This is a genomic window from Allobosea sp. (genome assembly GCF_017308075.1).
Classification (GTDB): domain Bacteria; phylum Pseudomonadota; class Alphaproteobacteria; order Rhizobiales; family Beijerinckiaceae; genus Allobosea.
This window is the reverse complement of the sequence record NZ_JAFKFX010000030.1, coordinates 252457-266881: the sequence shown is the minus strand read 5'-3', so window position 1 is coordinate 266881 and position 14425 is coordinate 252457. Positions and strand designations below refer to the sequence as shown.

At 66.8% G+C, this 14425-nt stretch carries 16 protein-coding genes; 6 read left to right on the top strand and 10 right to left on the bottom strand.

Annotated features, from left to right (window positions below; genetic code table 11):
- Positions 1 to 93 precede the first annotated feature (93 nt).
- Positions 94 to 312: a YdcH family protein gene (locus J0J10_RS13005; RefSeq protein WP_291636911.1), complete on the bottom strand. Its 219-nt coding sequence runs from the start codon at positions 310 to 312 to the stop codon at positions 94 to 96.
- Positions 313 to 539: 227 nt separating this feature from the next.
- On the opposite strand from J0J10_RS13005, the gene J0J10_RS13000 reads away from it, so the two are divergent.
- The gene (locus J0J10_RS13000) at positions 540 to 728 is read left to right on the top strand and encodes a YdcH family protein (protein WP_291636913.1); all 189 of its coding nucleotides are present in this window, start codon (positions 540 to 542) and stop codon (positions 726 to 728) included.
- A gap of 138 nt (positions 729 to 866) precedes the next feature.
- On the opposite strand, the gene J0J10_RS12995 is transcribed toward J0J10_RS13000, so the two are convergent.
- Positions 867 to 2495: an acyl-CoA synthetase gene (locus J0J10_RS12995; protein ID WP_291646948.1), complete on the bottom strand. Its 1629-nt coding sequence runs from the start codon at positions 2493 to 2495 to the stop codon at positions 867 to 869.
- Positions 2496 to 2611: 116 nt separating this feature from the next.
- Positions 2612 to 3370, bottom strand: a complete 759-nt coding sequence (locus J0J10_RS12990) for a sulfite exporter TauE/SafE family protein (protein WP_291636918.1) — start codon at positions 3368 to 3370, stop codon at positions 2612 to 2614.
- Between the two features lie 194 nt (positions 3371 to 3564).
- Here J0J10_RS12990 and J0J10_RS12985 point away from each other — a divergent pair, with 194 nt between their 5' ends.
- Positions 3565 to 5481 carry a propionyl-CoA synthetase gene (locus tag J0J10_RS12985; protein WP_291646947.1) on the top strand — a complete coding sequence of 639 codons (1917 nt, stop codon included), beginning with the start codon at positions 3565 to 3567 and terminating at the stop codon, positions 5479 to 5481.
- A gap of 164 nt (positions 5482 to 5645) precedes the next feature.
- On the opposite strand, the gene J0J10_RS12980 is transcribed toward J0J10_RS12985, so the two are convergent.
- Positions 5646 to 6539 carry an MBL fold metallo-hydrolase gene (locus tag J0J10_RS12980; RefSeq protein WP_291646946.1) on the bottom strand — a complete coding sequence of 298 codons (894 nt, stop codon included), beginning with the start codon at positions 6537 to 6539 and terminating at the stop codon, positions 5646 to 5648.
- A 197-nt stretch (positions 6540 to 6736) separates the two neighbouring features.
- Here J0J10_RS12980 and J0J10_RS12975 point away from each other — a divergent pair, with 197 nt between their 5' ends.
- Positions 6737 to 7567 carry an EfeM/EfeO family lipoprotein gene (locus J0J10_RS12975; protein ID WP_291646945.1) on the top strand — a complete coding sequence of 277 codons (831 nt, stop codon included), beginning with the start codon at positions 6737 to 6739 and terminating at the stop codon, positions 7565 to 7567.
- A 39-nt stretch (positions 7568 to 7606) separates the two neighbouring features.
- On the opposite strand, the gene J0J10_RS12970 is transcribed toward J0J10_RS12975, so the two are convergent.
- The 5 genes from J0J10_RS12970 to J0J10_RS12950 form a co-directional block, all read right to left on the bottom strand.
- Positions 7607 to 8335 carry a DUF1013 domain-containing protein gene (locus J0J10_RS12970; RefSeq protein ID WP_291646944.1) on the bottom strand — a complete coding sequence of 243 codons (729 nt, stop codon included), beginning with the start codon at positions 8333 to 8335 and terminating at the stop codon, positions 7607 to 7609.
- Positions 8336 to 8505: 170 nt separating this feature from the next.
- Positions 8506 to 9000, bottom strand: coding sequence for a DoxX family protein (locus J0J10_RS12965; protein WP_465247201.1), 495 nt, complete (start codon positions 8998 to 9000; stop codon positions 8506 to 8508).
- Positions 8997 to 9803: an HvfC/BufC N-terminal domain-containing protein gene (locus tag J0J10_RS12960; RefSeq protein ID WP_291646943.1), complete on the bottom strand. Its 807-nt coding sequence runs from the start codon at positions 9801 to 9803 to the stop codon at positions 8997 to 8999. Before J0J10_RS12960 ends, J0J10_RS12965 begins: the two co-directional genes overlap by 4 nt.
- Positions 9793 to 10710: an MNIO family bufferin maturase gene (gene bufB, locus J0J10_RS12955; RefSeq protein WP_291646942.1), complete on the bottom strand. Its 918-nt coding sequence runs from the start codon at positions 10708 to 10710 to the stop codon at positions 9793 to 9795. Before bufB ends, J0J10_RS12960 begins: the two co-directional genes overlap by 11 nt.
- A 37-nt stretch (positions 10711 to 10747) precedes the next feature.
- The gene (locus J0J10_RS12950; RefSeq protein ID WP_291646941.1) at positions 10748 to 11053 is read right to left on the bottom strand and encodes a BufA1 family periplasmic bufferin-type metallophore; all 306 of its coding nucleotides are present in this window, start codon (positions 11051 to 11053) and stop codon (positions 10748 to 10750) included.
- Positions 11054 to 11316: 263 nt separating this feature from the next.
- Between J0J10_RS12950 and J0J10_RS12945 the strand changes: the two genes are divergently transcribed.
- A complete protein-coding gene (locus tag J0J10_RS12945; protein WP_291646940.1) occupies positions 11317 to 11877 on the top strand; it encodes a sigma-70 family RNA polymerase sigma factor in 561 nt (186 codons plus the stop codon).
- A complete protein-coding gene (locus tag J0J10_RS12940; protein WP_291646939.1) occupies positions 11867 to 12502 on the top strand; it encodes an NrsF family protein in 636 nt (211 codons plus the stop codon). The genes J0J10_RS12945 and J0J10_RS12940 overlap by 11 nt, the downstream gene beginning before the upstream one ends.
- Before the next feature lie 34 nt (positions 12503 to 12536).
- Here the strand turns inward: J0J10_RS12940 and J0J10_RS12935 are convergent, their stop codons facing one another.
- Positions 12537 to 13535 (bottom strand): NAD(P)H-quinone oxidoreductase, encoded by a 999-nt coding sequence (locus J0J10_RS12935; RefSeq protein ID WP_291646938.1) that lies wholly within the window; start codon positions 13533 to 13535, stop codon positions 12537 to 12539.
- Here J0J10_RS12935 and J0J10_RS27100 point away from each other — a divergent pair.
- The gene (locus J0J10_RS27100) at positions 13534 to 13857 is read left to right on the top strand and encodes a DUF1192 domain-containing protein (protein ID WP_465247200.1); all 324 of its coding nucleotides are present in this window, start codon (positions 13534 to 13536) and stop codon (positions 13855 to 13857) included. The genes J0J10_RS12935 and J0J10_RS27100 overlap by 2 nt on opposite strands.
- The last annotated feature ends 568 nt before the right edge of the window (positions 13858 to 14425 follow it).

The window sequence follows — 14425 nt, the reverse complement described above, 5'->3', positions numbered from 1 at the left end:
CGCTTCCCGGAAGGGAGGGGAAGGGGGCGATCTAGACCGGCGGGGCCGCTGCAAGCAAGGGCGGAATCGGCGGCAGGGCCGAATCCTTCCAGATCAGGCGATGATGTCGGGGGTGAGCTGGTCCTCGAGATGGGCGATGCGGTCGCGCAGATAGAGCTTGCGCTTCTTCAGGCGCTGGACCTGGATCTGGTTGATGGCGCCGAGCCGTTCCAGCGCGTCGATGGCGCTGTCGAGGTCGCGGTGCTCGTCGCGCAGCCGCACCAGCTCGGCCATCAGGACCTCGATCTCCTCGGCGCTCAACTCGAATCCCATAAGCCGTCTCAACATCGCCGCGATCGCTGCCGACTATGCGCAGGCCGGAGCGGCGCGGCAAGAGCGCCGCGACGGTGACGCAGGGTGGTCCGCTTCGAATCATCGGCTTTGGAAGAAGCCAGGAAGGGATCACGAAAACTCATGTTGCGCTGCACGGCTGCCCCGCAGACGTGAAGCCGGCTCTGTGTCAGAGTTGTCTTGCCAGAACGCTCATCAGGAGGATCCAGATGTCGCTGCAGACCCATCTCGCCGAGCTCGAACGCAAGCATCGCCAGCTCGAGGAGGCCATCGCCCAGGCGGTCGCCAGTCCCTCGTCCGACGATCTCGGCGTGGCCGAACTCAAGCGAAAGAAGCTGCTGCTGAAGGATGAGATCGAGCGCGTGCGGCAAACCATGCCGACACCGACGTTGCATTGAATTCCGGGCGGGCCGCCGGTCCGCATCAATCCCGCGCTCAGGCGCGATCACCGGCCCCGCAAGGGGCCGGCTTTTTTGTGCGGGCATGCTGTCCGGTCGGCTCCGGGCCTCACAATGCGTCCGCTCTGCCTGACGTCGTCAGAGCGCCCGCGCCATCTCGCGCAGCTTGAACTTCTGGATCTTGCCGGTCGAGGTCTTCGGAACTTCGGTGAAGACCACGGTGCGCGGGCATTTGAACGAGGCGAGCAGGGTCTTGCACCAGGCGACGATCTCGTCCTGCGTGGCCGTTTGCCCCGGCTTCAGCTCGACGAAGGCGCAGGGCGTCTCGCCCCATTTCTCGTCGGGACGGGCGATGACGGCGGCGGCCTGCACAGCCGGGTGCTTGTAGAGCGCGTCCTCGACCTCGATCGAGGAGATGTTCTCGCCGCCGGAGATGATGATGTCCTTGGAGCGGTCCTTGAGCTGGATATAGCCGTCGGGATGGACGACGCCGAGATCGCCGGAGTGGAACCAGCCACCCTCGAAGGCGGCCCTGGTCGATTTCGGGTTCTTCAGATAGCCCTTCATCACGACATTGCCGCGGAACATTACCTCGCCGAGGCTCTGGCCGTCGCGCGGGACCGGCTTCATCGTCTCGGGGTCGAGCACGTCGAGCCCTTCCAGCGCCGGATAGCGCACGCCCTGGCGTGCCTTGAGGGCCGCCTGCTCGGAGCCGGGCAGCGCGTCCCAGGCGCCGTTCCACTCGTTGACCACGGCCGGGCCGTAAACTTCGGTCAGCCCGTAGAGATGGACGACCTGGAAGCCCGCCTGCGCCATGCCGGCGAGCACCGCCTCCGGCGGCGGCGCGGCGGCGGTGAAGAAGTTCACCTTCTGGGGGAAGCTGCGGCGCTCGGCATCGGGCGCGTTGAGCAGCGTCGACATCACGATCGGCGCGCCGCACATATGGGTGACGCCATGGTCGGCGAGCGCGTCGTACATCGCCTTGGCCCGGACCTGACGCAGGCAGACATGGGTGCCGGCGAGCAGCGAGATCGTCCAGGGGAAGCACCAGCCATTGCAGTGGAACATCGGCAAGGTCCAGAGATAGACCGGGTGCCGGCCCATGCCGCCCGTCAGCACGTTCGAGGTCGCCAGGAGATTGGCGCCGCGATGGTGGTAGACTACGCCCTTGGGGTCGCCGGTGGTGCCGGAGGTGTAGTTCAGCGCGATCGCGTCCCATTCGTCACCCGGCAGCAGCCAGTCGAAATCGGGATCGCCCTTGGCGAGGAAGTCCTCGTATTCGACGCTGCCGAGGCGCTCGCCCGGGCCGTCAAAGACCGGGTCATCATAGTCGATTACCAGCGGCTTCACCTTGCAGAGCGCCAGCGCCTCCTTGACCGTCTTCGAGAATTCCCGGTCGGCGATCAACACCTTGGCGCCGCCATGATCGAGCGAGAAGGCAATGATCGCCGCGTCGAGCCTGGTGTTCAGCGTGTTGAGGACGGCGCCGCACATCGGCACGCCGTAATGGCATTCGAGCATGGCCGGGGTGTTCGGCAGCATCGCCGCGACGGTGTCGTTCTTGCCGATGCCGTGCTGCGCCAGCGCCGAGGCGAGCCGGCGGGTGCGGGCATAGAGCTCGGCATAATTGCGGCGCAGCGGGCCGTGGATCACGGCGATCTGCTGCGGGAAGACGGCGGCGGCGCGCTCGAGGAAGGGCAATGGCGAGAGCGGCTGGAAATTCGCGGGGTTGCGGTCGAGATCGGTATCGTAGGGCGATGCGGTCATCGGGGCGCTCTTCTGCCGGAATGTTGCCGCAGCTTTAACCATCGAGGCGCGGCCCTGTAATTCATCCCTTTTGCCGATGCGGCGCAATGTCCGGCCGGGAAGGGGGCGGGCGCGGCTCAGCCGAGGAGCGGCCGCAGCCCCTCATAGATCAGCTTCAGCCCGACTGCGACCAGCAGCCAGTAGATCAGCGTGTAGAAGCGCTCGGCCGGGACGCGCCGCACCAGCCAGACGCCGGCGAGCGTCGAGAGGATCGCGACCGGGAAGAGCACGGCCGAGGCGGTGAGGTTCTGCGGGCTGAACTGGCCGAGGATGAAATAGGGCAGCACCTTGATCCAGTTCATCAGCGCGAAGAACAGCGCACCGGTGCCGACGAAGACGGCCGGCGGCAGGCGCTGCGGCATCACATAGATCTGGAAGGGCGGCCCGCCGGCGTGGGCGATCATGCTGGTGAAGCCGCAGACCACGCCCCAGAAGGTGCCGGCCGAATAGTTCGCCTTGGTCACCGGGGCCGCGGTGGCTTTGCCGCCGAGCAGGCGGCGCAGCGCGAAGCCGATCGAGATCACCCCGACCGCGAACCCGACCGCGGCGTCGGAGACCTTCGCCGCCAGGAGATAGCCGGCAAGCACGCCGAGCAGCATGCCGGGGATCAGGGTCGCGAGGTTCCGTCGGTCGAATTCGCGGCGATAGGACCAGACGGTGACGACATCCTGCACGATCAGGATCGGCAGCATGATCGCCGCCGCCTGCACCGGCGAGACGATCAGCGCCATCAGCGGCAGGGAGAGCAGGCCGAGCCCCGAGAACCCGCCCTTGGAGAGGCCCATCAGCACGACGGCCGGGACCATGACGGCAAAGAAGGTGAGATCGAAGTTCATGGCCCATCACGGCTGCGGCCGGGCGGCCGGCGGGTGCGGCGCCTCCCATACGGGCTGCGCTGAAAGTCTGACATGCGGACGCTTGCGCCGAAGGGGAGAGAGTGGGCACGATCCAACGCGCCAAATCCGGCCCCCAGACGGCCCGCCCGGAGCCAAGCTCTAGGCCGAAAATCCGGCGAAGAGGAACGCATTTCATGACTGCCAGCCATGCAAGCCGCTACAGCGAAACCTATTCCGCCTGGCGGCGCGATCCGGAGGCCTATTGGGGCGAGATCGCTGGGGGTATCGAGTGGATCAGACCACCGCAGCGGATCTTCGACGGTGAGGCCGGCATCTACGGGCGCTGGTTCCCGGATGCGAGCTGCAACACCTGCTTCAATGCGCTCGACCGGCATGTCCGCGATGGCAGGGGTGAGCAGGCGGCGCTGATCTACGACAGCCCGGTCACCGGCACCAAGGCGGCTTACAGCTACGCGCAAATGCTCGACGAGGTCGCGACGCTCGCCGCCGTGCTGCAGGAATTCGGCGTCGGCAAGGGTGACCGCGTCATCATCTACATGCCGATGATCCCGGAGGCGGCCTTCGCCATGCTGGCCTGCGCCCGCATCGGGGCGGTGCATTCGGTGGTGTTCGGCGGCTTTGCCGCCAAGGAGCTGGCGACGCGGATCGACGACGCCAAGCCTAAGCTGATCCTGACCGCGTCCTGCGGCATCGAGCCGAGCCGCATCGTCGAGTACAAGCCGCTGCTCGACGGCGCGATCGATCTCGCCAGCCACAAGCCGCAGGCCTGCCTCGTGCTACAGCGGCCGCAGGCCGAGGCCTCGATGCATGCCTCGCGTGACCGCAACTGGCGCGCCATGGTCGGCGCCGCCCGGGCCAATGGTCGCAAGGCGGAGTGCGTCGAGGTCGCGGCGACCGATCCGCTCTATGTGCTCTACACCTCGGGCACGACCGGCAAACCCAAGGGCGTGGTCCGCGACAATGGCGGCCACATGGTCGCGCTGCTCGCGACGATGAGCCAACTCTATGATATCCGCCCCGGCGAGGTGATGTTTACCGCTTCCGACGTCGGCTGGGTCGTCGGCCACAGCTACATCGTCTACGGGCCGCTGATCCAGGGCGCGACCTCGATCCTCTATGAGGGCAAGCCGGTCGGCACGCCCGATCCCGGTGCCTTCTGGCGGGTGATCTCGGAATACAAGGTGGCGGCGATGTTTACCGCGCCGACCGCCTTCCGCGCCATCCGCAAGGAGGATCCTGAGGCGAAGCATCTTGCCGCCTATGACCTCTCGCATTTCCGCACGCTCTTCCTCGCCGGCGAGCGGGCCGATCCCGATACGCTGAAATGGGCGGAGGATGTGTTGAAGGTGCCGGTGGTCGACCATTGGTGGCAGACCGAGACCGGCTCCTGCATCGTCGGCAATCCGGTCGGCCTCGGCCTGCTGCCGATCAAGCACGGTTCGCCGAGCGTGCCGCTGCCGGGCTATGACGTGCAGTGCCTCGACGAGGGCGGAAGGCCGGTCGCGGCGGGGACGATGGGCGCGATCGTGCTGAAGCTGCCGCTGCCGCCCGGCGCGCTGCCGACGCTGTGGAACGACGATGCCCGCTTCCGCAGCGCCTATCTCGAGGCCTATCCCGGCTACTACAACACTTCGGATGCGGGCTTCATCGACGAGGACGGCTACGTCTTCATCATGGGGCGCACCGACGACATCATCAATGTCGCCGGCCACCGGCTCTCGACCGGCGGCATGGAGGAGGTGCTGGCCTCGCATCCGGCCGTCGCCGAATGCGCGGTCGTCGGCATCAAGGACGCCCTCAAGGGCGAGCAGCCCTGCGGCTTCGTCGTGCTCAAGGCCGGGGTGACGCAGGCGCCGGACCAGGTCGAGAAGGAGCTGGTCGGGCTGGTGCGCGACAAGATCGGCCCGGTCGCCGCGTTCAAGATCGCGATCACCGTCGGGCGCCTGCCGAAGACGCGCTCCGGCAAGATCCTGCGCGCGACGATGAAGAAGATCGCCGATGGCGAGGACTACGCGGTGCCGGCGACGATCGAGGACATCGCGGTGCTGGGCGAGATCGGCATTGCGCTGAAGGGCAGGGGGCTGGGCTGACGCCGCGCCGAAAAGTCTGGACCGTAGACGCTCTCGTCATTCCGACCGTAGCGCAGCGAAGCGCCGGAATCCATCGTTGGGAACAGCGCTCTATGATGGATTCCGGGTCTGCGCCGCGTCCGCGGCTTGCCGGGAATGACGGAGAGCTTGCCAGTCGCGAGTGATCAAAAGCCGATCGTCGCGCCGTTCCAGCGCAGCAGGCGGCCCGGCAGTTCCAGCCGCATCAGATCCTCGCCGATGATCAGCGGGCCGGCATAGCCGCCGGCACGGATCTCGCCGGCGAGGGCGGCTGTGTCGGCGCCGGGCGGGACGAGATGGGTCAGGGCCAGGGCTCCGGCGCCGGAGCGTAGCGCGAGCCCTGCCACGACCGCCGGGGTCATGTGATAGCTCTGCACAGAAGCGACGGTTTGCGCCGAGCGCACCCCGGCGACGACCGGCATCTGGCTGTCGATGAAGATCTCGCAGACCAGGAGGTCGCAGCCTTGCGCCGCCCGCTCCAGCGAAGGCGTCAGGCGGGTGTCGCCGGAGAAGACGATGCGGCTGCCATTGGCCGACAGTTCGAGCCCGAAGGCGGGTTCGACCGGGCGGTGGTCGACGAGGAAGGCTTTGACTTGGAGGGCGTCCAGTCCGGCGACGGGACCCTCGTGCAACTCCTCGAAGATGACTTCCAGGCCCGTGGCGTCGGGCCGCTTCTCGAAGGCGACACGCAGGGCGCGCTCGCGGGCGAAGGCCTCGTACTGCCCGCGCATATTGGCGAGCGCGGGGGCAGGGGCCAGCACGCGCCAGGGGCGGTCTCGGCCCTGATGCCAGGACGAAACCACCAACTGGTAGAAATCGACCAGATGGTCGGAATGTTCATGGGTGACGATCAGCGCGTCGATCCTGGCGCCGGCATGGCCGGCGGCGATGAGGCGCTGGCTGACACCCGAGCCGCAATCGATCAGGACGCTGGTGCCGCCGGCCTCGACGAGATGCGCCGGGCCGGCCCGGCGCAGGCTGACCGGCGGCGCACCGGTCCCCAGGAAGGTGAAGGCGAGATCGGCTGCGGACGGCGTCATCACCAAAGATTGGCAAAGCGAGGGAGCCTCGGCAAGCCGGATGAGGCCGGCTTGCCGGTCATGGTCGGTGCTTTTCCGGTTGGCGTTTGTGTAGTTCAAATACTATAAGTATTCTAGTTATGATTTCTATATATACGCTAGAATTGCTTCGTTCATGATCCTATTCTGCGGTCTCTTCGCAGGAAAGGAATTTGCTCATGAATGCCAGTCGCAGGGACCTCGTTCTCGCTTCGGCCGGGCTCCTCGCAGCCACGGTGCTGCCGCGGGCGACGGCGGCCGCCGAGCCGCAAGCGGCGGCGGTGGATGCCGGTCTCGCCTATTTCCGCAAGCGCAACGCCGAGCAGAAGCCGCTGGTGGCGGCGCTGACCAAAGCCCTGTCGGGCAGCGATCGCGCGGCTGCCGAGGCGGCTTATGTCGCCTCTCGTGCGCCCTACGAGGAGATCGAGGTGCTGGCGGCGAATTTCGAGGAGATCGACAAGGACATCGACTCCCGCGCCTATGCTCATGATCTCGGCGATACCGATCCGGGCTTCAAGGGCTTCCACAAGATCGAGGCGCTGTTGTTCGGTGAGGGCGATCTCGCGGCCGCGCTGCCGCTGGCGCGTGGGCTGGAAGCCTCGGTCGCAGCGCTCGACAAGGCGCTGAACGAGCGCGAGCGCTTCTCGGCCAAGGACAGTTTCAAGGGCATGATCGCGCTCGCGAACGAGATCGGCGCCAAGAAGATCTCGGGCGAGGAGGAAACCTGGTCGGACCGCAGCCTGCTGATCTTCCGCTACAATCTCGCGGGCATCGAGAGCCAGTACCGTCCCTTCGCCGTGAGCGTCGCGGCGAAGAAGCCGGCGCTGGCGCAGGAGGTCGACAAGAGCTTCGCGGCGGCGAAGGCGGTGGTCGATGCGCTCTATGGCGGCGAGCCCGGCGGGGCCGCCTATAGCCGGGTCGGCGCGCGCGAGCGCCGGGGCATCGTCAAGTCGTCCGTCGCCGTGCGCGACGGTCTGATTGCTGCAAGCGAGGAACTCGGGGCGGCCTGACGACCGCTCCGATCCTGTCCCGGCGCCGGGGAGGGCGACTCAGAACTCGTCGTCCTCTTCGACCGGGCGCTTCATCTGCTTGAGCTTGGCGAAGACGGAGTCGACGTCGATCGCCGCCTCTTCCTCGCGCTTCGGCTTGCTCATATCGGCGAAGGGCTGGCTGGCCGGTACGGGCTCCGGAGCCGTGGTCTCCTCGGCCGAGAGTAGGGTCGAGCCGGTCTCCGCCGCGAGCGCGGCCGGGCGATCCTTGGCGGCGCGGGCGACTTCGAAATCGAGGTCGATCTGCGAGGAGAGGCCGAGGCTGACCGGGTCGACCGGCGTCAGGGTCTGAGTGTTCCAGTGGGTGCGATCGCGGATCTGCGCGATGGTCGACTTGGTGGTGCCGACGAGGCGGATGATCTGCGCGTCCTTGAGCTCGGGATGATTGCGCAGCAGCCAGAGGATGGCGTTCGGCCGGTCCTGGCGCTTCGACACCGGGGTGTAGCGCGGCCCCTTGGCACGCTTGATCTCCGGTACCTTGACCTTGCGCTCGGCGAGCCTGAGATGGTGGTTCGGGTTCTTGGCGGCGCGCTCGAGTTCCTCGCGGGTGAGCTGGCCGGAGGTGATCGGGTCGAGCCCCTTGATGCCGGCGGCGACTTCGCCATCGGCGATGCCACGCACCTCGAGCGGGTGGAGTTTGCAGAACTCGGCGATCTGCTCGAAGGTCAGCGAGGTGTTTTCGACCAGCCAGACCGCGGTGGCTTTCGGCATCAGCGGCGATGTAGACACGGGCTCGTCTCCTGAAGTGTCGCGGGCAAAAGCTCTCATGCGCCGACCGGCCGCCCCGGCCGGTCATCCAAATCATCGACGATGAGGAGGATCGCGGCGTTATAGGCGAACAGCCGGCGACTGTCCACGGCGAGCCGCTTTCTTCTGCTGTTTTCGATCGACCGCCCGGTCTATCGTTTCAGCCTGCGATCGACCGAGAGCGAGCCCGGCCCTCCCGACATGATCGCGAGCGCCATGGCTGCCCAGGTCAGATGCAGCGGCCAGCCATCGGGGATGGTCAGCTGAATGATCGCGGTCATCAAAAGCAGGCAGAAGGCCGCGAAGCGTGTCGCGAGACCAAGGACGAGCAGACAGGGCAGCGCCAGCTCGGCGATTCCCGAGAGAATCGCCATGAGCACCGGCGCGGGGAAGGGGTAGGGGCCGCCCGGCAGATGAAGCATGAATTCATCGGTGAAGAACGTTACGGCGGTGTCGCCGATCTGGAGGAAGCCGTCCCATTTCAGTATGCCGGAACGCCAGAACGGCACGGCCAGGGCAAGGCGCAGTGTCAGTTGCACGAGAACATGGGGCGTCATTGCGCGGATCGCCGCATTGGCCATCTCGTTCAGAGTTGGGCTGCGTCCGTTTCTCGCGTCGATGGGCTTCGGCTCCGGCAAAGGAGTCATCGGGCGTCTCCGGGAGATAGGGCGGTGACGGCGCCAGCCTCGACGATGCCGGCAAGGGCCGCGGCGATATCGAAGTGGGGGTCGGAAGCGAGGACGGTCGCCATCGCCACGCCGAGCGTGAGGCCGGCGGCCAAGGCCTCGATGAGCGCCGCACCGCCGGCCGGAAGGCGTGTGACGATCACGTCGAGGTCCGGCCGGGTTATCAGCCCTTCTTCCGCTTCGGCGGCGTTGATCGCCCCGACCGGCTCGGGGGAGCGGTTGGCGGCGAAGATCGTGAGAGCCGCGTAGCGCGAGCGCACCACCCGTGTCGACGGATGAAGCGCGACCGAGACATCAGCCAGGCTTTCGGGCGGTATGGAGGCGAAGGCGCCCGGCGGCAGGGGCTCGGCATCCGCCGCGTGATAGGCATCGAGCCAGGCCCGCTCGATCCGGGCCGTGTCGGCCAGCCAGGGCATCGCTTCCGCATATGCGTAACCTGCGATGAAGTCGGGGAAATCGCGACCGTAATCGAAGAGGAGCGGCGATTTCGGTGGTGTCTGCCGGATGTGGAAGCGCGCCATGGCGCGGAAAAACTCATCCCCGGTGATGCGCCGTGTCGCGGGGTAGATCGCGGCCAGTGCGTCGATCAGGCCGACGGTCACGTTGTTGCGATAGACATTGTAGCGTTTGACCGCCTTCTTGCCGCCCGGACCGGAAACGAGCGCCGGGGTCTGGCGCTCGGGATCGTTCAAGCCGGGTGCGAAGGCCGAGGCATAGGAGCCGTCGTTCCCGGCGGACGGGCCGATGCGGATATCAGACCGCATGGCGCAAGCTCGCCTGGCCGGCATGGCGATCCAGCAGGCGCTGGGCCGCCATCGCCTCGGCCTTGAGTATGGGCCAATCCGGAATCTTGCTGTCCCACTCGATCAGCGTCGGGCGCGGGCCGCAGCGACCGAGCACGATCTCGTAGAGCCGCCAGACGCCGTCGGGCACCGGCCCGTCATGGCTGTCGATCAGCAGCAGGGCGTTCTCGTCGTCGCTCTGCTCGGCATGGCCGGCGAGATGAATCTCGCCGACATGGGCGAGCGGAAAATCGGCGAGATAGTCCAGCGCCGACGTGCCGTGATTGGTCGCCGAGACGAAGACGTTGCTGACGTCGAGCAACAGGCCGCAGCCGGTGCGCGCGACGATCGCCCGGATGAACTCGGTCTCGCTCATCGTCGATTCCTCGAAAATCAGATAGGTTGACGGGTTTTCGAGCAGGATCGTCCGGCCGATCGCCTCCTGCATCTGGTCTATATGGTCGCAGACCCAGGCCAGGCTCTCCGCCGTGTAGGGCAGCGGCAGGAGGTCGTTGAAGAACGTCGCCTCATGGGTCGACCAGGCGAGATGCTCCGATACCAGCGCAGGCTCGTAGCGCTCGACCAGCGATCTGAAGCCCGCCAGATGCTCCCGATCGAGCGGCTGGGGGCCGCCGAGCGACATGCAGACGCCGTGCAGAGACAATGGATTGTCCCTGCGTATGGCTTCCAGGGCGCGGTGCGGCGGCCCGCCCGCGCCCATATAGTTCTCGGCATGGACTTCGAAGAAGCCCCTTGGCCCCCTTTCGCTCAGGATGCTGCGAAGATGCTCGGGTTTGAAGCTCGTGCCCGCCAGGCCGGAGACGCCATGTTCCGGAAAGCGGAGAGGGTGGGCCGCGGGTGCGGGCCCGGATGCGAGATCTGCCGTCATGACGTCCTCTGCGCTTTCCGGTTCGTGGAGACAGCGATCAGAGCGGCTTCAGCGAGCCCTGCTTGCCGTTCGGCAGGGTGATCGAGGCGCAGGTGCCGCCGCGGACGAACTTCCAGGCATTGCCCTGGAAATCGACGGTGGAGGAACCCTGGCAGGTGGTGCCGGGGCCGGCGGCACAGTCATTCTGGCCCTTCAGGGCGACGCCGTAGCACTTCTCCTTCTTGGCCGCGACGGCGGCCTCGCCTTCGGCTTTGCTCAGCGGTGCGGCGCTCGCAAGCGAAGCCAGCGCCGTCGCCATGGCGCTTGCGAGAAGGGCGGAGCTGACGGCAGACTTGACGGTCATGGGAATTCTCCGACTAGAGTTGCAATCGTGCCCATGGAGCCGGACACAAAGCCTATACGCAGGGCGGGGACCGGCTGTTACAGCGCCGGGAGCTTTTCTGATCGCGTGCTCCGCAATCTCGGACGGGTGACAAATCGGAGGCGCGCGGACGAGCGCTTTCGGGCCCGGGGCTGCGACGGCCCCGGCCATATGCGACCGATCAAGGCGGCCGCCGTCGGCGATGGATGTAACAAGTTGCGACCCTGCTTCGTAGGAAGCGGAGAATGAACTCGTCGCTGCGCGAAAATGACTGGGCCATGTGGCTCCGCTTGGCCATGGCTGGCGATGCGGATGCCTATCGACGATTTCTGCAGGCAATCGCCCCGTTCGTCAGAACGGTCGTCCGTTCCGGCTGCCGTGGCTCGGGAAACGAAAGCGAGATCGAGGACGTCGTGCAGGAAGCGTTGCTGGCCATCCATCTCAAGCGCGGGACCTGGGATCCCGCGCGGCCGGTCGTGCCTTGGATCGCAGCGGTTGCCCGGCACAAGCTCATCGATACGATGCGCAGGCGAGGGCGGCACGTCAGCGTTCCGATCGAGGATGTCGCGGATCGTCTGCCGCTCGACGACACTGCGCCGGAGCTCAGTGCGAGTGAGATCGACAGGCTGCTTGCAGAGCTCAAGCCGGCGCAGGAAGAGATTGTCCGGTCGATCTCGATCGAGGGCGTTTCCATCCGGGAAACGGCCGGGCGCTTGCGAATGACGGAAGGGGCGGTCCGCGTCGCCCTGCATCGCGCGCTCAAGACGCTGGGCGCTCTTTACCGGGATCGCTTACGTGAAGACTGATGATCTCATCGCAATGCTGGCGAACGATGCCGGCCCGATCCGGCCGTTCCGCTCCGTCCTGGCGCTATCGTTCGGCGCTGCGGTCGTCGCGGCGGCGATCCTGTTCTTCGTCGCGATCGGTGTGCGGCCCGATTTTCAGGAGGCGATGCAGAGCGGGCGTTTCCTGTTCAAATTCGTCGTCACGGCCGCGCTGGCGAGCACGGCCCTGTGGAGCGTGTTCCGGTTGAGCCGCCCTGGCCTCGCCCGGTCCTATCCGGGGCTCCTGATGATGCTCGCGCCGGCGTTGCTTCTCGGCGCCGTGGCCGTCGAGCTGACGCGAATTCCCGAAGAGCAGTGGCTGCCCAGCCTGATCGGCGAGAACGCAATGTTCTGTCTGACCCTTATCCCGCTGCTCTCCGCGGGGCCGCTCGCCTGCATACTTGCCGGCTTGCGGCAGGGCGCACCGTCCGATCCGGGTCTGGCAGGCGCCCTGGCGGGACTTGTGGCGAGCGGTATCGGAGCGAGCTTCTATGCGGCGAACTGCACCGACGACAGCCCGCTCTTCGTGCTGGCCTGGTATCCGATCGCGGCTTCGATCGTGACCGGCGCCGGTTTTCTGATCGGGCGAAGGCTGCTGCGCTGGTGAGGCTTTCCAGGCAGGCGCGGGTCGCACCGGCCGTTCAGATCGTCAGCACGATCTTGCCGATATGGGCGTTGCTCTCCATCAGCGCATGCGCCTCCGCCGCCTGCGCCAGCGGGAAGCGGGCATGGATCACCGGCTTGCAGCGCCCCTGCGCCAGCAGGGGCCAGACCTTGGCTTCCAGCTCGGCTGCGATCGCAGCCTTCTCGGCGATGGTCCGCGGGCGCAGCGTCGAGCCGGTATGGGTCAGGCGCTTCATCATCAGACGGCGGAAATCGACCTCGGCCTTCGGCCCGTTGAGGAAGGCGATCTGGACGATGCGGCCGCTCTCGGCCGCGGCCTCGTAATTGCGCGCGATATAGTCGCCGCCGACCATGTCGAGGATCAGATCGACGCCGCGCTTGCCCGTCGCGACCTTGGCGGCGGCGACGAAATCCTCGCTGCGGTAGTTGATGGCGTGGTCGGCACCGAGATCGCGGCAGGCCCGGCATTTTTCGTCCGATCCCGCGGTTGCCAGAACCGTCGCGCCGAAGGCCTTGGCGAGCTGGATCGCCGTGGTGCCGATGCCGGATGTGCCGCCATGAACCATGAAGCTCTCGCCGCTCTTCAAGGCGCCGCGCTGGAAGACGTTGCTCCAGACGGTGAAATAGGTCTCCGGAATGGCGCCGGCCTCTTCCAGCGAAAGGCCGGCGGGAATCGGCAGGGCATTGCTCTCGTGGACGACGAGGTACTCGGCATAGCCGCCACCGGCGACGAGGCCGCAGATCTGCTCGCCCTGCCGGTAGCGCGAGACGCCTTCGCCGAGGCCGACCACGGTGCCGGCGAATTCGAGGCCCGGAATATCGGAAGCGCCGGGCGGAGGCGCATAGCCGCCCATGCGCTGCAGCACGTCCGGCCGGTTGATGCCGGCGAAGGCGACCGCGACCAGCACCTCGCCCGGGCCGGGCTGCGGCACCGCCCGCTGCTGCGGCTTCAGGACGTCGGGGCCGCCGGGGGCCTCGAAACCGATCGCGGTCATGGTCTGGGGCAGGGTGGTCATGGCGCTCTCCTGGCGAGGGGCGGTCGGCGCGCGGCGCGCGGCTGTGACCACCGAACCGGCATCCACTTTTCTGGACGATGCTTTAGTCTGCCCGTCGCAACCGTTGCAAGGCGAGGCTGCCATGGCTGGATTTATCGAGGACGATCGCCCGGCGCCCAAGCGCGTCCATGAGATCGGGCAGGATCTTTCGCAGCTTTCCGTGGCGGAGATCGATGAGCGGGTGGCCCTGCTGGAGGCCGAGATCGCCAGGCTGGGCGAGGCGCGCCTCAAGAAGACCGCTTCGCGCTCGGCGGCCGACGCCTTTTTCCGGAAGCGGGATTGAGCGGGGCGCGACGCGGCGGCGCTTCGATGTCGCTGTCTCCGGCGCCGAGGGCGCTACGTTCCGATATCTGACGATACTGTGCAGGATTGGTCAGTCGCTGTCGGGCGCGAGCGCCGGCCGCCCGTAGGCGGGCAGCGCCGCGGCTGAGATCACCGGAAGCAGCTCTCGTCCTGGCGGTGGCGGCCGCGTTGCGCGGCGGGCCCGGCGCTCCGTTCCGGGCAGGCTCGCGCTTGATGTCAGCCGCGGCGCCGGACGCCGCGGCCCGTCCCGGGGCGGATTTGACAGAGCGCGTGCCAGTTTCGGCGCGCACTTCGCCCACCGAGCAAAATACGGGAGGAATCAATGCCCTCGGACGCGGCGTTAACGGGCTCTTAACGATTCTAAATTATGAATCTGATCATCCAGTTTGTCTGGATGTCGAGTGGCTCCTGCCCACTCTGTTTGACGCCTCCCTGTTGACCTTCGAGCCGCCTCGGGCGGCTCTTTTTTTGGTTCGGAGGAGGTCCGCGGCGCGATCCGCATCGGCGCCGTCAACCTGCCATTATTAAGGTTAACGAAGCCTTGCCGC